The sequence below is a fragment of the Anaerohalosphaeraceae bacterium genome (genome assembly GCA_035378985.1).
In the GTDB taxonomy this organism is placed as follows: Bacteria; Planctomycetota; Phycisphaerae; order Sedimentisphaerales; family Anaerohalosphaeraceae; genus JAHDQI01.
Genome location: DAOSUR010000016.1, coordinates 39,381 through 58,083, shown reverse-complemented (window position 1 = coordinate 58,083; position 18,703 = coordinate 39,381). Strand labels below are relative to the sequence as shown.

The following is an 18,703-nucleotide window of genomic DNA, read 5'->3' as shown; positions in this document are numbered from 1 at the left end:
GTTCTCTCTTTTTTATAAACTTAATACGGATTCTATTTTTTGACCATGTACCTACGATTATTAATATTGTTCCATAATATAGACACAAATAAGGTATGTGGTGACTAATGGACCAAGAATAACCTCGGCTTGCCAATCCCATTGTAATCCATAATCTTACTAAGTTTACACAAAACCATCCTGAAATTAACAGTATTATGTTACGGATATTAATTAACATTTTCTTAGAATAATCTAAAACGAACGGAAGAACTATCAATAACCAATCAATGCCTGTGCATCTCTTGTGAAAATTATATGGTATTCCATTTACCAGTACAAAACTCTCCTGATAATTTTCAACATGAAAGCCGATTGATTCCAAGAAAAGCGTCGTCGCTTTTATTGTAGATTGTATTAGAAGATCCCAATCAAATGAATAATACAATAGAATCCCACAAATCACCCCAATGAAGGGCAAATCAACATAACCAGCAGTTGCAATTCGTATCGATCCTATTGTGACCTTATGCACCTTCATAAGCGATATTTGCTGCCATTCATTGAGAGAGAGAATCCCCCATTTCATTCAATAGGATTCAAGGAACCAATATTTTATCGGCATTTTCAATTAGTTCATAGCCTCCAATTTTTTCTTTGAGATATTTTAACTTTTCATCGGACAATCTTTTTTCATACATACGAAACCTGCAAACATGCTCGCGAGCTCTCATTACGATTCCCTCTCTTACTATATCGTATTTACTTTCATCTAAATTTTTCAATAGTATCAAATGAAACACTGCCATTATATAGTCGTGTCGAGGATCTATTAGGACTTTTCTTTTCCCGAAAGAATAGCCAGCTCCAAAAGACAACAAGCCGGTTATTGTGACTAAAAAGAAAATTATTGTAATCATCTTTTCCCTTTTTTGTTTAATTTGTTTAAGCTATGCACTTCCATAACCACATTTGATTTTTGCATAGATTCTGAACGTTACATAAATGGTACTGCCGGATAAAAGTATTAATAAAAAAATGTCATCGTTTACTCCTCCGGGTCCGTTGAAGTAATCCTTGCCTTTTTGTATGGCTTCACATGCAGTCGCATGTTCAAAAACAACAGCCGTCCAACAGGTAGCTTCAGCTTCGCTACAGATCTTGAATGCAGCGGGACTGCCTTCCATGGCTTTCATGCATGGATTGAAAACGAAGAGACGACACAATTCCTCCGCTGTGTAATGTATTAATCCCGAGGGATCGACCCATTTGATAGGATTATTTATGCAATATATATAAGCATTCAGAAAATCTGGAGATAACCGATTATACCATACAATTGTTTTGCCAGAAATACCTTTGAAGACAGGAAACTCAGGCAACAATAACGGATCCCTTGAAATGAATCTTCCCGTTCTGAGATCGTAATAGCGGGCGCGGAGGAAAATCAGGTTGTCCGCCTCGGTGAGCTGGCTTTCGCCCGTGAAGCCGTAGGGATTGTCGGCTGTCCCTGAAACCGCCCGCACATTGCCGAACCCGTCATACATATAGGATACCATACGCTGCCCGAAGGCATCCGTCAACTGCCGCACCGACCCCAGGCCGTCATAGTGATAATACGCATTGACGCCCGAGCGATTCACCGAAATCAAGCCATTTCCGTAGGTATATACCGCCTGCGGATTCCCGACCCCATCCGTCTCCATCAAGACCTCCACCAGCGGAAGGGCAACATCGTTGACATATCTTGTCTGGATTCCATTTTGTATCTTCCTGACCCGATTGCCCTCGCCGGCCGATTGCCCATACCATACCGGCATTGGCATCCTCCGCCCGGTCCAGAAGCCAGTTGAAATACACACACGCCGTCGCCGGCCGACCGCGAGCCAGATTTATTTCCCCCAGCCGCATCGCCGCATACAACGCCCCCCGATCGTCCGGATACCGCTCAAAGACCGTCTGATAGCCCCACTCCATCACGGCCTCGGCCTCTTCCGCCGAAACAGCCCCGTCGGCTTTTAGGTTCTCATAACAAACTCCGATCATCCAGTGCAGCGAACCGGCACAACCTGTTCAGAAAGGCCCTGGATGCATAGCCGAACTTCTTTTGTAGATAGACTCCGTCCCTGTCGGCTGCAAGGTGGGGGATAACTCTTACGCGAAGGACTCCTTATCCGTCTGTCTTGCCCTGATTCTCCTGCCTAATTTTTTTATTTTTTCACCGACGGCCCTGATGCTTGCCTTTTGACGCTGATTGTAAATATTACCCCTTCCCCGTTTGTCTTTGTCAAGAAAAAACAAAAATTCGAGCCGCTTTGAGACAATCAGGAACAATCCCTGCTCGTTTATCCGTATTTTCCCTGATAAAAACAAACAGATTCTCTATCAGGCATTGCGGCCCAATTTGCACACACAAGTTTTTCCTTGACAATTCCCCGTATCCGTGAAATACTTCCGTTATAGTTTGAAATTGCCCTAATTCACACCGATTGACCTGCCGAAGCGGTAATTTCAAGGAGGCGATTTTTACGACCATCAAGGAGCAAACAGCGTGTTGGGTGGCCAATTGCTCAAAATGCGGACGCCCTCTTTCCATGCATTCCGTTTTGCATCCTAAGTCGGCGTAAACAATACCGTTTCCTTTTTTATGGAGGGTACAAGTATGAAACACTGGCTGTGGATAGGGATCCTGTGCGCGCTGGGGCCGATGCTCTTTGCAGAGCCCTACTTCCTGCTTGATTCCCAAACCGAGTGGGAGGAAGCGCTGTACGGCACCGCCCCGGAGCAGAACAAGATTAAGCCCGCAATGCCTCACGAATGGACGGAGTATATGTTCCAGCGGGAGGAATATCTGGTGGAAGGAGAACTTCCCGCACCGAGCATCTTTCTGCCGCCGGAACTGCATGTTTATGACGGCGGGGGCGGAGGCGGCGGGGGAATCTGGCCCGAAGAAGCCTGTCTGGTCATGGCCTGGGGTGAACCGAGTCTGCCCGAGAACAATTACGCCTCCGCCTGGAAATTCGAATACGGTCTTGACCCCGACCTTCGCAACTGCACACTCAAACTGACCGTTCATCCGCCGGCGGCCATCGTGATGGTCTCCTTCGGTCTGACCGATATCAACGGCAACCAATGCTCGTGGACCTGGAACAATCCGGCCAATATCCCCACGGCCCCGCCGGCCACCACCATCACCATCAACACCGCCAATGTCCCCGGCCTGGGCCTGAACTCTTCCAATCCGCCGGCGGCGGCCTTCGCCTTCAATCCCAATTTCGACATGAGTCAGGTCGCTTCGGTCTTCATCAGTGAAACCTTTCACAACACCCCCGGCGTCTTTCCTCCGCCTGTTCCCGGCGGCTCCCAGTTTTTCTACTGGAACGCCTGGGACAATATGCAGGTGACACCCAATAACGGCGGAGGCGGCGGACTGGTCAACACCAAATCCTTTGTCAAGTACAGCCAGCCGCCGGTCGAAATGGCAGACGGCATCATCCTCGGCTGGGATGAGCCGTCCGTTTATATTCCCCCTCGAATGATTATGGCCGACGACTTCGAATGCAAAGACGAACGGCCGATTACGGATATCCACTGGTGGGGCTCGTTCCAGGGCTGGACGCAGCCGACCATCCCGGCATGGCTTCTGCCCAAGGCCTTCCACATCGGCATCTGGACCGATGTGCCCAAGGGCGCGGACCCGCAATTCCCCGGATTCAGCCACCCGGGAACGCTCGTATGGGAAAACTACTGCGATAATTTCGTCTGGAACTTTGCGGGCTATGACAAGGACCCCCGCGGCCAGATGGAAAACGAGGCCTGCTTCCAGTTCAATCAGCTGCTCAGTCAGGATGAGTGGTTCCGCCAGCCCCCGCTGGATGACCCGCAGCAGCCGCGCATCTACTGGCTGAGCATTGCCGCAATCTACGACCCGCAATATCCGCCGATGTACCCGTGGGGGTGGAAGACCCGCGAGCATTTCTTTATGGATGATGCCGTACGGATTCTGCAGGTGCGTCATCCGGACGGCTCCCTCTGGCCGCCCAATCCCCTGCAGGTCGGCAAATCAGTATTCGCCTTCGGCCAGCCCCTCGAGTTTCCCATCGGCGTCAGCTGGGATTTGGCGTTCGAACTGACGACCAATCAGGCCCCGCCCTGCTCTTCGCTGTCGGCAGACCTCAACCGCGACTGCAAAGTAGATATGCCTGACCTGGCGATCTTTGCTCAGCAGTGGCTGATGACCGAATAAGACAGCCATTTGAAAAACCCGAAAGGCCCTGAGTTTTCGCTCGGGGCCTTTTATCGTTTCAGAAGCGATTGAACAGCTCGGAGAACCTGTTCGACCGTGATGTTTTCAATCCGGTACTCAGGCTGCGGATTGTCAATCGACCGGCCGCGTCCCCACGGATTGACCGCCGCAATCGCACAAAGGCCGCTGCGCGGGAACAGCCGAGCCGGATTGGTCGGCCCAAACATCATCACCGTCGGCACATTCAGCGCCGCTGCCAGATGCGTCGGCCCGGTATCGTTGCCGATGACAATCGCCGCCCGCTCCAGCAGGGCCGCCAGCTGCGGGATGCTCGTGCGTCCGACCAGCACCGCCGCCGGCACACCCGACGCCTGCTGAATTCGCTCTGCCAAAGCCCGCTCGCCCGCCGTGCCGACGAGCACCGCGGCCAGCCCCGCCTCCCGATGCAGACAGGCGGCAACCCGGGCAAACCGCTCCGCGGGCCAGCACTTGCGCCCATGCGCCGACCCGGCCGCCAGCACCGCATACCGCCTGCCTGCAAGTCCCTCGGCCTTCAGCAAAGCATCCGCATCCTGACGGGCCTGCTCGCCGACCCGCAGTCCAAACTCAAGCGGCTCTATCGACATCCCGAGCATCTTCAAAAGAGCATCATAGGCATCAAAAATATGCGCCGATTCCGGCATCGGGGCTGTATGCGTATAAAACAGCCGGGCTCCTTCCCGTGCCTCCTGAAGCCCCAGCCGCACCCGACAGCCGCTCAGCCAGGCAAACAAACCGGACCGAAGCAAACCCTGCAGGTCAAGCACAAGGTCATAGCGTCCCTGCCGCAGCCGCCGGAGAAACGCCGCCGTTTCCCGAACGCCCGCCGCCGTCCACCAGCGGCCCATCGTCCGCCGGTCAAACAAAATCAGCTCATCGACGCCGCTTACACACTCAAAAAGTCCGGCCAGCTCCGTCCGCACCACCCATGAGATATGCGCCTTCGGACGTGCCCGCCGCAGCGCCGCCAATACCGGCAGGGCGTGCACAATATCTCCCATCGACGACGGCTTGAGAATCAGCACGCGTTTATTCCAGTCCGGCTGCCGGATGAATTGCAGTAAATCAGCACACATAGTCCGTTCATTCTACGCCGTTTCCCCCTTTTTTAAACCTCAAATCGCTCCTTACCCGGAAGCAACACTGGAAAAAATCGCTTCCTCAGGGCCGTTTTTAAAAAAACGAACACATCCTTCCCTTTTTTGCAACTACAATCTCATCAAAACCTTACGTCCTTCTTGGTCCGATAAACCCCTCAGACGCGAGTGCAAAAAGTTTCCAATTTTACAAAATTTTTTGTATAACTTTAGACAAAGGGTAAATCTGTTCAATCGGAGAAAGAGGCGATGATGAAGAAAACAATGACAGCGGCTCTGTTGTTTCTGGCAGGAATGGTTTCCGCAGGCGTTTACAGCGGGGGAGGCGACGGCACGGAAGAGAATCCTTATCGAATAGCCGCGCCCGCGGATTGGCAGGTCCTGATGGCCACGCCTCAGGATTGGGACAAGCACTTTCAGCTCACCGGAGATTTGGATTTGGCAGGAATCGCCCTTACACCGGTCGGCACCGTCACTACAAAGTTTACCGGTGTCATTCACGGAGAGGGATGGTCCATCAGCAATGTCCAGCTCAGCCGGCCGACGGAGGACAACGTCGGACTCTTTGGATGGCTTGCCGGAGCCAGAATCCGGGACTTGCGCATTGAGAATGGATTTGTCGAAGGCCGGTTCTGGGTCGGCGGACTGGCCGGACGCGCAGAGTCGTCCACTCTCGAGAACTGCGGCTGGACCGGAAGCGTCAAAGGAATCGCCTACGTCGGCGGAATTGCCGGATGCAGCATCGCTCCCCAATCAGCCCTGCTCGGATGCCGGGCGATGGGAACCGTAACCGGCAGCCGTTATGTCGGCGGGGTAACCGGCTATCTTGCGGACGCGGTGCTTTACTACAGTTATTCACAGGCCTCCGTAATCGGCGTCCTCGACTCATTGGGCGGTACAGCGGAAATCATAGGCGGCCTGGTCGGCTGGACGGCCGGTTCAGCCACCCTGACCGCCAAGTGCTACGCGGCCGGACTCGTCCAGCCGCCGAGCACAAGCACCCCGAATGTCGGCGGCCTGGTCGGCCTTAATAGCAGCGCCGTCATCACCAATTCCTTCTGGGATACGCAGGTCAGCGGGCAAACCGCCAGCGCCGGAGGCACCGGCAAGACAACCGCTCAAATGAAGCAAAGCATGACCTACATCGACGCCGACTGGGATTTCATTCATCTGTGGGACATTGGAGAACACCAGACCTATCCGTATATCCGAAACCGTCCCTCGGCGGATTTGAACCGGGACGGCCGGGTGGCTCTGGAAGACCTGTCAATCCTGGCTGAACAATGGCTCACGGAAGACATTCAGGCCCCCTCCGAGCCGTAATTGTCCTGCAAATGATTCTCCGTTCTCTGCGGCGGCTTCATTCATAAACACCGAACAGGACAGACCAATGGCGCTGCCCCGCAGAAGAACCCTGCGCAAAAGACAGCCCCGCGCTCAGACCCTCACTCTTCCCTCCTTACTGAACACTGATAACTGTCGACTGCATTGTACGAATTGCGGCATTTGTGTTGACGAACGGGTTCGAACCCCCTACTATGTCTGCCGAAAACCCTCAAAAGATAGGATAAACAATATGGCCAAGGTGATTTTACAAACGGATATTCCCGGCGCATCAGCTCGGCGGGGCAAGGTGCGGGACATTTACGATCTGGGCGACAAACTGCTGATTGCCGCCACCGATCGAATCAGCGCCTTTGATGTGATTATGAAGACCGGCATCCCCTATAAGGGGCAGGTGCTCACGCAAATCTCCAAATTCTGGCTCGACTTTCTCGGAAGCGACGTGGAAAACCACCTGATTTCGATGGAAGTTCAGGAGTTTCCGGAGCCGTTTCGAAGTCATCCTGCGCAGCTGACCGGCCGCTCGATGCTCGTCAAAAAAACCCGCGTCCTGCCGGTTGAATGCGTCGTGCGGGGCTATCTGGCCGGCTCCGGCTGGAAAGAATATCAGCAGAGCCGAACCGTCTGCGGAATCCGGCTGCCGGAAGGCCTCCGACAATGCGACAAACTGCCGGAGCCGATTTTCACCCCCGCCACCAAGGCCGAACAGGGACAGCACGATGAAAATATCTCTTTTGAGCAATGCGTAAAAATCCTGGGCCGCGACAGGGCCGAGTATGTGCGAACCAAAAGCATCGAAATCTTCCGCAAGGCAGGTGAGTATGCCCGTTCACGCGGCATCATCCTGGCCGATACCAAATTCGAATGGGGTGAGCTGGACGGTCGGATTATCCTGATTGATGAAGTGCTCACGCCCGATTCGTCACGCTTTTGGCCTGCGGACAAGTATCAGCCCGGCCGCGATCAGGAAAGCTTCGACAAGCAGTTCGTCCGCAACTATCTGGAGGACATCCGTTTTAACAAATCCGGTCCGGGGGTGGAGCTGCCCGAAGAGATTGTCGCGAAAACCTCCGCCAAATACATCGAAGCGTATGAGCGGCTGACCGGACGGCCCTTCCGCCGAATGTAACTTTATGGATTCCGTCATTCAGCTCGAAGAAGTTTGCTTTTGCCGGAAGAACCGGACGATTCTGGACGGAATCAGCTGGCAGGTCCGGCGGGGCCAGCACTGGGCCCTGCTGGGGGCCAACGGCTCCGGCAAAACCACGCTGCTGAAAATCCTGGCCGGCTATGAATGGCCGACCTTCGGACGAGTTGTCGTCCAGCAGCAGACCTTCGGCGCTACGGACATCCGAAAACTCCGCCGCACCATCGGGCTGGTCAGCTCGACGCTGCAGCAGCGGCTGCCCGCTCAGGACAAGGCGATTGAGGTGGTTGCCTCCGGGCTGGATGCCACGCTCGGGCTGTACCGCCGGCCCAGTCCTGAAGAAATGGAGCAGGCCCGGACAGCCCTGGCGCATCTTCGGGCGGATGCGATTGCAGAACAATCCTACCAGACCCTCTCTCAGGGCGAACAGCAGAAAGTAATGATTGCCCGGGCCCTGGTCTGCCGGCCGACGCTGCTGATTCTGGATGAGCCCTGTTCCGGACTGGACCCGGCGGCGCGTGTGCGGTTTCTGAAAGACATCGAATTTATGGTCTCCCAGCCGGACGCTCCCTCCATCCTGTTCGTGACGCACCATATTGAAGAAATCGGCCCGTGGATTTCGCACGTGCTGCTGCTCAAAGACGGCAAAGTCCTGGCCGCCGGCACCCAAGAGGAAATCATCACCTCCGAAAATATGGCCGCGATGCTCGGCTGCCGATGCGAGGCCTATTTCGTCCCGCCGCGCTGGCACCTGCTCATTGAGGAGTAAACACAATGTCTATACCAAAGAACTGCTTGCGGACGATTGTCTTAGGGGTCTTTCTGACAGCCCTGTCGGGCTGTTCACCCAGCCGACCCGAGGAGAATGCTATGGTTTCTCAAGACCGCCGCTCGGCCGGCTTTTTTCCAACCGTGACCGGCCGGAATCTGACCGGTCAGTCGTTCACGTTTCCCGACAATCTGCGCAAGGATTACAATCTGATTGCCGTGGCGTTTCTTCGGCAGCAGCAGGCCGATGTGGATACCTGGATTGCCCAAATGGAGCCGCTGGAGGCGCAGCTTCCGTCGTTTGCTTTTTTTGAGGTGCCGACTATCCGCAAAATGAATCCGTTCTCGCGATGGTTTATTTATCAGGGGATGCGCGGAGGAATTCCCTCTCAGGCGGCTCGTCAGCGAACCGTGACGCTGCACATTGATAAGGAGCCGTTTAAGAAGGCCCTCGGCATTGAGTCCGAAGAAACCATCTATCTGTTTCTGACCGACCGAACGGGAAAGATTCTCTGGCAGACATCAGGGTCCTGGTCCGAGGACAAACACCAACAGCTGCTGGCGGTTCTGAATCCTTCCTTATAATCGCCGCAGCTTGATGTTTTTGAACGAAACCTGGTTGCCGTGGTCCTGCAGCAGGATGTGTCCGGAATCCCATTCGGCAAAATCCGGCCAGATTTTGTATTTGCTCTCCTGCACCAGCTTGCGGAATTCCGGCGTTTTGCGTTCATATTCGAGGACCTTGCGGCCGTTGAGCCAGTGCTCCACGTGTGTGCCTTTGGACATGATGCGGGCGTGGTTCCAGCGTCCGATGGGCCGCAGGTCTTTGTTGTCGGCGGCAATTAAGTCATACAGAGAGGCCAGCGTCCGGCTGCCGGGCTGACTGCCCGCCTTGGCATCCGGATGCCGCAGGTCATCGAGCAGCTGGTATTCCAGACCGATGGCTGAACCGGGGCCCTTGTTCAAGTCCGGCTGGACGAAGTATTTGATGCCGCTGTTGGCTCCGGGGGACAGTTTGAACTCCAGCTGCAGCTCGAAATCGCTGTAGCGTTCGATGGTGATGATGTCGCCGCCGGCGGCGGACTCCTTGCCGCCGCTGTCCAGCACCGTCAGTACGCCGTTTTCAATCACCCAGCCCTGTTTGGGAAAGTCCGGCCCGCGGGCACTCCGCCAGCCGGTTGGGGTCTTGCCGTCAAACAGATAGATCCAGCCCTGCGGGGCCTCCAGATTGCCCAGCTGATAATCCATCGACGTCAGCGGCAGCGGCATGGGCTTCAGATACGCGGCGGCATTTTCGTCGATGATGCGGATGTTGCGCCAGCGGACCTGAATGCCCTCTTTGGCTTTGTCGGAGCCGACGGTGTGAACCTGCAGGGCAATGAAGCCGTTGGGAGTGAGCGAATCGGACAGATGGGCCGCCGGCACATCGTTGATCCACGTGCGGATGACATCCCCGACGGCTTCGATGCGCAGGTGATTCCATTCGTTCTGCCGGAAGGCCGCACGGGCCTGCGGGTTGTTTTCGAGGGTAGCCAGCCAGCCGCGCCGCGCCTCGTCGTAAATCCCCGCCGTCCAGGCCCGGTCCGACGGGTCGATTTCGACCTGATAACCGTGCACCCGACCGTTGTTATACTCCGGGACGCTGTGGGAGCGAATTTGGATGCCGGAATTGAGCTTGGGATCCACTTTGAACTCCAATTCGAGAATAAAATCGGAATAAAACTGCTGCGTACACAGAAAGCTGTTGGGTGTATCCAGCACGGTTGTGCCGACAATAACTCCGTCCTCTACAGTGTACACGGCCTGACCGCCCTTCTGCTGCCAGCCGGTCAGGTCTTTGCCGTTAAAAAGCGGCTTCCAGGGCTCCTGGGCCGATGCAAGAACAGAAACCATGCAAACCCATACCAAACCGACCGCCTGCTTAATCATTTGCGTTTCCTTTCCATTCAGCACTGAATCAGCGATTTCCAATCCCATATAGACAGGGCCCGGAGGGCGGCTGTTCCCAGCCGGCCTTCTTCGACGGACGCCTGCGGGTCATAGTCCACCACGCCGAACAGGGTCGTCTGACCCACCTGAGCAATCACATCGGGGCTGGTCTGCTCGGCAATATCGGCCTGCGCGGCATTATACCCGCTGATGACGACTCCCGCCAGCGGCAAACCGGCATCGCGGACGGCCTTGATGGTCAGCAGGGTATGATTAATCGTGCCCAGACGCGGACGAGCCACAATCAGGGTCAGCAGGTCAAACTCCGCCGCCAAATCGAGGACTGTTTCGCCCTCTGTCAGCGGAACCATCACCCCGCCGATGCCCTCGACGATGACGGCGTCGGCCTGTTCACACAACTGCCGCCAGGCCCAGCTGATGCGCCCGTAATCCAGAAAGCGGTTTTCCAGACGGCTGCACACAATCGGGGCGGCGGGAATCTCAAAGGCAGCCGGATTGACCACCTCCAGCGGCCAGTCGGCCTGCGAACAGGCGGTCAGAAACTCCGCATCCGTGCTCACCAGCCCCTGCGGGGTCCGCCGGCAGCCGCTGGCAACGGGTTTAAATACACCAACCCGAAGTCCCTGTTCGGCCAGCAGACGGGCGATCGCCCCGGCAATGAGCGTTTTGCCCACGCCGGTATCTGTGCCGGTGATAAACAGACCGGGTTTTCGCGGCAGATTCAGAGACAGCGTCATGGTTCAAGACCTCGAACGATTTTCGGGACATCATCCCGAATGGTTTCTTCCACGATGTCCAGCAGCGTCTGCAGGGTCGGCAGGTCCATTGCCGGAGCGGGCATCAGGACAATCACATTGCCCAGCGGACGCATCATCGCTCCTTTGGGCCGCATCGCCGCACAGACTTTGGCGCCGAGCGTATGCTTATACGCAAAGGGCTCCTTGGTTTTTTTATCGCAAACCAGTTCAATCCCCGCCATCAGGCCGCACTGACGGACATCGCCGACATAGGGCAAATCCTGAATCCGCTGAAGGGCGGCGCGGACAGCGTCGATTTTCGGAGGCATCCGCTCCAGGACCTGATGCTTCTCGAACAGCTGCAAAGACGCCAAGGCCGCCGCACAGGCCAGGGCATTGCCGGTGTAGGTGTGGCCGTGAAAGAAGGTCTTGAACTCCTCCGGACGGCCCAAAAAGGCATCGAAAATTTTCTGCGTCGTCAGCGTGGCTGCCAGCGGCAGATATCCGCCGGTGATGCCCTTGGCCAGACACATCAGGTCCGGACAAACCTGTTCATGTTCGCAGGCGAACATCCGGCCGGTGCGCCCGAAGCCCGTAGCCACCTCATCGGCAATCAGCAGCACATCATAGCGGTCGGCCAGACGGCGGACCTCCGCAAGAAATCCGGACGGATGGACGAGCATGCCCGCCGCCCCCTGCACCAGCGGCTCCAGGATAATCCCCGCAATCTGCCCCGGATGACGCCGAAGCAGAAACTCCAGATTCTCCAGAGAAAACTCCGCACACTGCTGCGGCGTGCCTTCGAAGCGGTACGGATGCGGACTGGGAACAAAATAGGTCTCAAACAGAAGCGATTTAAAGATGCCGTGAAACAGCTCCATTCCGCCGACACTGACCGAGCCGATGGTGTCGCCGTGATAGGCCTCCTGGACGGCAATAAAGCGGGTTCGTTCTTTGCAGCCGAGATTCTGCCAGTATTGATAGGCCATCTTCAGGGCGATTTCGACAGCGGTGGCGCCGCTGTCGGAATAAAAAACCTTGCAGAGGCCTTTGGGGGCAATCTGCACCAGTTTTTCAGCCAGTTCAATCGAACGGGTCTGCCCCAGCCCCAGCAGGGTGCTGTGGGCAATCTGCTCCAGCTGGTCTCGAATCGCCTGATCAATTTCGGGGACGCGGTGGCCGTGCACATTGCACCAGAGGGAACTGACCCCGTCGATATACCGGCGGCCCTCCGTATCCATCAGGTAAAACCCCTCGCCCTGTTCAATAATAACCGGTTCGCCGGCAAGCCAGACGCTCATCGGCGTAAACGGATGCCACAGGTATTGTTTGTCCAATTCAATCCAGTGTTCTGTCCTGCTGTTCATAGGGTTGATTGTATCGAAAAATTTTTTTTCCGAAAGAGCAAGTCTTTTCGAACCTCCGAAAAGATTGACATCCGACGCCGGGCCGGATATAGTCCCTTTCCGTGGTTGCGGGTTTGTTTGAAAAAAGGGAATGAACCATCAAAAGACCGCCGAACGGTCAGGGAGAATCACAATGAATCATTTCACAATCATCCGGAAACTCACCCTTTTGAGTTTGTTTGCTTCCGCCTGGGCTTTTGCCGAAGAAGCCCTGCCGGACTGGGAGAATGCGGCTGTTTTCCGAATCAACAAAGAGCCGGCTCATGCGACGCTGATGCCGTTTGAGAAAGCCGAACAGGCACGCACCCTTGACCGGGCCCAGAGCCCGTATTATCATTCGCTGAATGGCAAATGGAAATTTCACTGGTCCCCGGACCCGCAGAGTCGTCCGGCCGACTTCTACAAGCCGGAATTTTCCGTGAACGACTGGAATGAAATCCCCGTGCCGTCCAATTGGCAGATGCAGGGATATGACGTGCCGATCTACACCAACGTCACCTATCCGTTCCACAAAGACCCGCCCCGTGTGATGGGCACACCGCCGCAGCATTTCACCACGTTTAAAACGCGCAACCCCGTCGGGTCGTATCGGACAACCTTCACAGTCCCCGACGAATGGAACGGGCGGGAAATCTTTCTGGTTTTCGACGGAGTGGAATCGGCGTTTTATCTGTGGATTAACGGGCAAAAAGTCGGCTACAGTCAGGACAGTCGAACCCCCGCGGAGTTCCGCATTACGCCTTATCTGAAAAAAGGAGACAATATCCTTGCCGCCGAGGTGTACCGTTTTTCCGACGGTTCTTATCTGGAAGACCAGGATTTCTGGCGAATGAGCGGCATCTTCCGGGATGTGTACCTGTATTCGACTCCGACCGTTCACATCCGGGACTTCTTTGTCAAGACCGAGCTGGACAGTGAATATCGGGACGCCGTCCTGAAAGTCACGGCATCGATTATCAACTACGGAAAATCCGATGCTTCTCTCCCGAAACTGGAAGGAGTCCTGTTTGACAAAAGCGGCAAAGCCGTCGCGTCCGTAAAGGCGGCCTCGGCACCAAAGCGGATTCCGGCCGGACAGGAAATCACCCTCGAAATGCAAACCGAGGTGAAAAACCCGCTTAAATGGACGGCGGAAACGCCGCATCTGTATCGGCTGGTTCTGACATTGGGCAAAGAGGCCGTCGGCTGCAATGTGGGCTTCCGCAAGGTGGAAATCAAAGACGGCGTGCTGCTGGTCAACGGCAAATATGTGTACCTGAAAGGAGTCAACCGGCATGAGCACGACCCGGATACAGGGCATACCGTCAGCCGCGAATCGATGATTCGGGACATTTGCCTGATGAAGCAGCACAACATCAATGCAGTCCGCACCTGCCATTATCCGGATGTTCCGATGTGGTACGATTTGTGCGATGAATACGGGCTGTATATTATCGATGAGGCCAATATCGAATCGCACGCCCTGATGAACTATTCGAATCTGTTTGATTCGCTGGGCAACGACCCGCTGTGGAAAGAAGCCCATCTGGACCGCACAAAGAATATGGTCGAGCGGGACAAAAATCATGCCTGTGTGATTATCTGGTCGCTGGGCAATGAAGCGGGAGACGGGGCCAACTTTGAGGCAACCAGCGACTGGATTCATCAGCGCGACCTGAGCCGCCCGGTGCAGTACGAGCCGGCGCGGGAGCGTCCCCTGACCGATATCGTCTGCCCGATGTACGCCCGGATTCATCAGATTGAGGCCTATGCCAAACGGAAAGATATTTATCGTCCGCTGATTCTGTGCGAATATTCGCACGCCATGGGCAACAGCTGCGGCAATCTGGCCGACTACTGGGTCGTCATCGAAAAATACAGAGCCCTTCAGGGCGGATTTATCTGGGACTGGGTGGACCAGGGGCTGCGGAAAAAAGACCCGGACACCGGCAGAGACTTCTGGGCCTATGGAGGCGACTTCGGCGATCAGCCCAATGACGGCAACTTCTGCTGCAACGGTCTGGTTCAGCCCGACCGCAAACCCAATCCGCATCTGTACGAGGTCAAGAAGGTCTATCAGAATGTTGCGGTGCATCCGGCTGATTTGGCCAAAGGGCTGGTGGAGATTCAAAACAAATATGTCTTTACCAACCTGAAAGATCTGCTGGAGGCCGACTGGGAACTGACGGAAAACGGAGCGGTAATCGCCCAAGGCAAACTGGGACGCCTGGACATAGAACCGGCCGGACGAAAAACGGTTTCAATCCCCCTGCCCGACATTCGCTGGAATTCGGACTGTGAGTATCATCTGACGGTCTTCTTCCGGCTGGCAGAGGAACAGACGTGGGCCCCGCGCGGGCACCTGCTGGCGTGGGAACAGCTGGTCCTGAAGGAACGCACGCGTCCTGTGCCCCTGCCGCAGCCGAATCTCCAAAGCCCGGCCCTGAATGTTTCGGAAACCTATGAGGTCATCCGCATTCACGGCGAGGGGTTCTCGGCAATGTTCAGCAAGTCGCTGGGCGCACTGGTTTCCTACAAAATCAATGACCAAGAGATGCTCGTCGAACCGCTGGTGCCGAACTTCTGGCGGGTGCCGACGGATAACGATAACGGCAACAAAATGCCGCGGCGCCTTCGGGTTTGGAAGACCGCTGCTCAGGAACCGAAAGTCGATTCGGCCGCAGTGGAAAAAATCAATGACGGACAGGTGGAAGTCCGGTTCGAGCTGACCCTAAAGGCGGGCGATTCCAAACTGGCTCTGAAGTATCAGGTCTTCTCAGGCGGAGAAATCCTTGTCCACAATCAGTTTACGGCCGTCGGGGAGCTGCCGGAGATGCCGCGCTTCGGGATGCAGATGAAAATCCCGCGTCAGTTCGCCCTGCTCCGCTGGTACGGGCGGGGCCCGCATGAAAGCTACTGGGACCGGCTGGCCGGTGCGGCTGTCGGCATTTATGAAGAGATTGTGACAGACCCCAAACATATGTACGTCCGCCCGCAGGAATACGGCAACAAAACCGACGTCCGCTGGATGACGCTGACCAACAGAATGGGACAAGGACTGAAATTCACCGGTCTGCCGCTTCTGTACGTCAGTGCCTGGCCGTGGTCAATGGAGGACCTCGAAAAGGCCAAACATCCGGTCGAACTGCCGGTGCGGGATTTCCTGACAGTAAATATCGACTACAAGCAGATGGGTGTCGGCGGAGATGACAGCTGGGGTGCTCAGCCCCATCGGGAATACACCCTGCCGGCCAAGCAGTATGAGTACAGCTTCCTGATTGAACCCGTCCTGCCGTAACCTGCCGACACGGTGAAACAAAAAGAAAATCCGGTATCCGCTAAAAACAGATACCGGATTTTCTTTCTTCCTACATAATATATAAAATAAGATTTTCTACAATACCGCCGGTTTAAAATGGGAAACCTTTGAAAAAGGAAAAGCCATGAAAAACATTCTGTTCGGCCAAGGTCTATTGGTGCTGATTCTTTCAGCGGTCGGCTGCACAATGTCGGCTCAACCACGGGAAAAAACCGCTCTCCGACAATGGCAGTTTTGTGAGGACAAAACACCGGAAGGCGCTGAGCCGGTATTTCCCGCCGAAGCCCAATGGGAATCCGTCGCCCTTCCGCACGGCTTTCGCTTGTCCGGCCTGGATGAACACGCTTCCGGTTGGTATCGATGCACGCTTGACCTTCCCAAAGAGGGCGCCGGCAGGCGGTATTATCTGTATCTGGAAGGAGCCGCTTCGGTGACGGATGTCTGGGTGAACGGCACATGGGTCGGGCGGCATCGCGGCGGGTTTACGGCAGCGGCCTTTGACCTGACGGACGGACTGAAGTTCGGACAGTCCAATGAGCTGCTCCTTCGCGTAAACAATCGACTGGCGGAGGCCGCCAACTGCCTGTCGCATTCCAATCTGTATTATACCGACGGAGGGCTGTATCGCCCGGCCTGGCTGGTTCAGACCGGCGGTGTCCATATCTATCCGGACCTAGGCTCCTGCGGCGTGTATCTGACACCCAAAAACATCACCGACCAAAAGGCAGTCCTGCAGATTCAAACGGTCCTGCGCAACTCCCTGAACAAACCCGTAAAAGTCCAGGTCCGTCATCAGATTCTGGACCCGGACGGAAAGCCCTGCGGACAGATTAAAACCGCGGCGGACCTGCCGGCTCAATCCATTCAAAAAGCCGATGCGGAAACCGAAATTCCCTCTCCCCGACGCTGGGACATCCGGCAGCCGAATCTGTACACCGTTCGTACCGAGGTCGTGCTGGATGGACAGACGGTTGATGCCGTTACGGAGCAGACGGGAATTCGCACAATCGAATTCAAAGACGGACGGTTTCTGCTCAACGGCAGGGAGCTGCTGGTTCGCGGCGTCTGCAAGCATCATCAGGATGAGCACACCTGGAATGCGATGACGGATGAGCAGCTGCGGTGGGAATGGCAGGCGATGATGGACCTGGGGGTCAATACGGTCCGGCTGGCACACTATCCGCATCGGCGGCTGGAATATCAGCTGGCCGATGAATACGGTCTGGCTGTCTGGGCGGAAAACGGCCTGGCGGGCCAAAAATGGGACCGCGGGGTCAAGTACGAAACCGCCCCGAACGCCGACGGCGAGCGCATCACCCGGGAAATGGTCCGGCAGAACTGGAATCATCCGAGCATCCTGTTCTGGAGCAGCGGCAACGAGACCTATCAGGAGGTCGCCTCGTACTATGCCGACATCATTCGTCAGGAGGACACAACCCGACTGATTACCTATGCCTCCGCCGGCGAGAAACCAGCCAACGTGGACTTTGTGGCGGGCAACACCTATCAGGGCTGGTACGGCGGACATTATATGGATTTCGCCAAAATGCCCGACAACGCCTATACCTCCGAGACCGGCGCCGGAATGTGGCTGACGCACCATGTTCCCTACGGGACGATCCGCTGGGATGTGGACAAATTTGAACCGGAGGAATATGGCGAGCTGTTTGCCGAGTTCCGTTTTCAGGACCTCTTCCGGAACAATCCGGAAGGACACAAAATGTTCCTGTGGTGGAATTTCCGCGAGTTCTACAACAAAAAGTTCAAGAACAACCGGAACACCAAGGGCCTCATCACCCTGGCGGGGATGCCGAAGGACGTATCTTATCATTTCCAGTCCTTCCTGAAACCGAACCAGCCCGTCCTGCATCTGTGCGGACGGCATCACTTCTACCGCCAGTTTGAACCGGACAACGGCATTAAGGTCTATTCCAATGCGGAGCAAGTCGAGCTGTTCCTCAACGGCATTTCGCAGGGCGTCCGCAAAAACGGCGAATACAGGCATCCCGATTCCGTCAAGCGGGAGGGAAACCATACGATTCCGGTCAAAGGAATTGCCGTCAACAACGTCTTTTTCTGGAAAAGCCCGCTGGCACCCGGCAAAAACATAATTGAAGCGCGGGACAATCGAGGACTGCGGGCCTCGATGGTGATCTATCAGAAGGCGCCGGACGGACAGCAATGGCCCGAGCAGCCGGATGCACTGGTGTCATCGCTGACCAGCTCTAACCCGGACAATCCGGCGATTTTCATCGACCGTCCCATCGAAAGCCAGGGGCCGTTCTACTATGAGGTCAACGGCCAGTCCGACAATACGTTCGACGAACTGCCCGAGCCGGTCCGCGGGGCTAAGTGGATTGCCACCAAGCGGCTCAGCCGGGAAAGCAGCCGTACAGACCTGTCTTTCCGGGTCAATCGTCCGGCGGAGGTGTTTGTGATGTACTCCACGGGCACCTTCCCCAAACACACCCTCAAAAAGCCGGATGAAAAAGCGATGTCGGCGGCAGCCCAGCTCGAAAAAGCCCTGAAGGGAGCCGGATTTGCCGACACCGGCATTCGCGGCATCTGGCGGGCGCACGATTTGTGGCTGGCCGACTGCGCCCTGATGCGCCGAACCGTTCCGGCCGGACAGACCGTAACGATTCCCGGACAGACGCTGGACTACGTGGTGCTCATCAAAGAGCGGTAAAAC

15 protein-coding genes are annotated in these 18,703 nt (G+C 55.7%); 7 read left to right on the top strand and 8 right to left on the bottom strand.

The genetic code is table 11. The features are described from left to right. The 4 genes from PKY88_11100 to PKY88_11085 form a co-directional block, all read right to left on the bottom strand. A partial coding sequence (locus tag PKY88_11100) for a hypothetical protein (GenBank protein ID HOQ05748.1) occupies positions 1-568 on the bottom strand: 568 nt, incomplete at its 3' end. Between the two features lie 10 nt (positions 569-578). Further along, positions 579-899, bottom strand: coding sequence for a hypothetical protein (locus tag PKY88_11095; GenBank protein ID HOQ05747.1), 321 nt, complete (start codon positions 897-899; stop codon positions 579-581). A gap of 30 nt (positions 900-929) precedes the next feature. Beyond that, positions 930-1,685 carry an RHS repeat-associated core domain-containing protein gene (locus PKY88_11090; protein HOQ05746.1) on the bottom strand — a complete coding sequence of 252 codons (756 nt, stop codon included), beginning with the start codon at positions 1,683-1,685 and terminating at the stop codon, positions 930-932. Beyond that, positions 1,585-2,025 (bottom strand): hypothetical protein, encoded by a 441-nt coding sequence (locus PKY88_11085; protein HOQ05745.1) that lies wholly within the window; start codon positions 2,023-2,025, stop codon positions 1,585-1,587. Before PKY88_11085 ends, PKY88_11090 begins: the two co-directional genes overlap by 101 nt. A 616-nt stretch (positions 2,026-2,641) precedes the next feature. Here PKY88_11085 and PKY88_11080 point away from each other — a divergent pair. Continuing rightward, positions 2,642-4,225, top strand: a complete 1,584-nt coding sequence (locus PKY88_11080) for a hypothetical protein (protein ID HOQ05744.1) — start codon at positions 2,642-2,644, stop codon at positions 4,223-4,225. A 50-nt stretch (positions 4,226-4,275) separates the two neighbouring features. Here the strand turns inward: PKY88_11080 and waaC are convergent, their stop codons facing one another. Then, positions 4,276-5,340, bottom strand: coding sequence for a lipopolysaccharide heptosyltransferase I (gene waaC, locus PKY88_11075; protein HOQ05743.1), 1,065 nt, complete (start codon positions 5,338-5,340; stop codon positions 4,276-4,278). A 270-nt stretch (positions 5,341-5,610) separates the two neighbouring features. Between waaC and PKY88_11070 the strand changes: the two genes are divergently transcribed. From PKY88_11070 to PKY88_11055, 4 genes are all read left to right on the top strand, one after another. Continuing rightward, entirely contained in the window at positions 5,611-6,684 is a 1,074-nt protein-coding gene (locus tag PKY88_11070) for a hypothetical protein (protein ID HOQ05742.1), read from the top strand. A gap of 253 nt (positions 6,685-6,937) precedes the next feature. Beyond that, positions 6,938-7,834 (top strand): phosphoribosylaminoimidazolesuccinocarboxamide synthase, encoded by an 897-nt coding sequence (locus tag PKY88_11065; protein ID HOQ05741.1) that lies wholly within the window; start codon positions 6,938-6,940, stop codon positions 7,832-7,834. Positions 7,835-7,838: 4 nt separating this feature from the next. After that, positions 7,839-8,621: an ABC transporter ATP-binding protein gene (locus PKY88_11060; protein ID HOQ05740.1), complete on the top strand. Its 783-nt coding sequence runs from the start codon at positions 7,839-7,841 to the stop codon at positions 8,619-8,621. Between the two features lie 5 nt (positions 8,622-8,626). Next, positions 8,627-9,205, top strand: coding sequence for a hypothetical protein (locus PKY88_11055; protein ID HOQ05739.1), 579 nt, complete (start codon positions 8,627-8,629; stop codon positions 9,203-9,205). Here the strand turns inward: PKY88_11055 and PKY88_11050 are convergent. The 3 genes from PKY88_11050 to bioA are packed head-to-tail and all read right to left on the bottom strand — an operon-like array spanning position 9,200 to position 12,674. After that, positions 9,200-10,549 (bottom strand): DUF1080 domain-containing protein, encoded by a 1,350-nt coding sequence (locus PKY88_11050; GenBank protein HOQ05738.1) that lies wholly within the window; start codon positions 10,547-10,549, stop codon positions 9,200-9,202. The genes PKY88_11055 and PKY88_11050 overlap by 6 nt on opposite strands. Positions 10,550-10,566: 17 nt before the next feature. Continuing rightward, positions 10,567-11,307, bottom strand: coding sequence for a dethiobiotin synthase (bioD, locus tag PKY88_11045; GenBank protein HOQ05737.1), 741 nt, complete (start codon positions 11,305-11,307; stop codon positions 10,567-10,569). After that, positions 11,304-12,674, bottom strand: a complete 1,371-nt coding sequence (gene bioA, locus PKY88_11040) for an adenosylmethionine--8-amino-7-oxononanoate transaminase (GenBank protein ID HOQ05736.1) — start codon at positions 12,672-12,674, stop codon at positions 11,304-11,306. The genes bioD and bioA overlap by 4 nt, the downstream gene beginning before the upstream one ends. A 172-nt stretch (positions 12,675-12,846) precedes the next feature. On the opposite strand from bioA, the gene PKY88_11035 reads away from it, so the two are divergent. Next, the gene (locus PKY88_11035; GenBank protein ID HOQ05735.1) at positions 12,847-15,990 is read left to right on the top strand and encodes a glycoside hydrolase family 2 TIM barrel-domain containing protein; all 3,144 of its coding nucleotides are present in this window, start codon (positions 12,847-12,849) and stop codon (positions 15,988-15,990) included. A gap of 145 nt (positions 15,991-16,135) precedes the next feature. After that, positions 16,136-18,700 (top strand): glycoside hydrolase family 2 TIM barrel-domain containing protein, encoded by a 2,565-nt coding sequence (locus tag PKY88_11030; GenBank protein HOQ05734.1) that lies wholly within the window; start codon positions 16,136-16,138, stop codon positions 18,698-18,700. Positions 18,701-18,703 lie beyond the last annotated feature (3 nt).

Excerpts from the sequence above, each read along its gene's own strand:
- PKY88_11085 (HOQ05745.1), bottom strand. The coding sequence starts at position 2,025 with ATGATCGGAGTTTGTTATGAGAACCTAAAAGCCGACGGGGCTGTTTCG.
- PKY88_11090 (HOQ05746.1), bottom strand. The coding sequence starts at position 1,685 with ATGGAGACGGATGGGGTCGGGAATCCGCAGGCGGTATATACCTACGGA.
- PKY88_11095 (HOQ05747.1), bottom strand. The coding sequence starts at position 899 with ATGATTACAATAATTTTCTTTTTAGTCACAATAACCGGCTTGTTGTCT.
- PKY88_11070 (HOQ05742.1), top strand. The coding sequence starts at position 5,611 with ATGATGAAGAAAACAATGACAGCGGCTCTGTTGTTTCTGGCAGGAATG.
- PKY88_11035 (HOQ05735.1), top strand. The coding sequence starts at position 12,847 with ATGAATCATTTCACAATCATCCGGAAACTCACCCTTTTGAGTTTGTTT.
- PKY88_11030 (HOQ05734.1), top strand. The coding sequence starts at position 16,136 with ATGAAAAACATTCTGTTCGGCCAAGGTCTATTGGTGCTGATTCTTTCA.
- bioD (HOQ05737.1), bottom strand. The coding sequence starts at position 11,307 with ATGACGCTGTCTCTGAATCTGCCGCGAAAACCCGGTCTGTTTATCACC.
- PKY88_11060 (HOQ05740.1), top strand. The coding sequence starts at position 7,839 with ATGGATTCCGTCATTCAGCTCGAAGAAGTTTGCTTTTGCCGGAAGAAC.
- PKY88_11055 (HOQ05739.1), top strand. The coding sequence starts at position 8,627 with ATGTCTATACCAAAGAACTGCTTGCGGACGATTGTCTTAGGGGTCTTT.
- PKY88_11080 (HOQ05744.1), top strand. The coding sequence starts at position 2,642 with ATGAAACACTGGCTGTGGATAGGGATCCTGTGCGCGCTGGGGCCGATG.
- waaC (HOQ05743.1), bottom strand. The coding sequence starts at position 5,340 with ATGTGTGCTGATTTACTGCAATTCATCCGGCAGCCGGACTGGAATAAA.
- PKY88_11050 (HOQ05738.1), bottom strand. The coding sequence starts at position 10,549 with ATGATTAAGCAGGCGGTCGGTTTGGTATGGGTTTGCATGGTTTCTGTT.
- bioA (HOQ05736.1), bottom strand. The coding sequence starts at position 12,674 with ATGAACAGCAGGACAGAACACTGGATTGAATTGGACAAACAATACCTG.
- PKY88_11065 (HOQ05741.1), top strand. The coding sequence starts at position 6,938 with ATGGCCAAGGTGATTTTACAAACGGATATTCCCGGCGCATCAGCTCGG.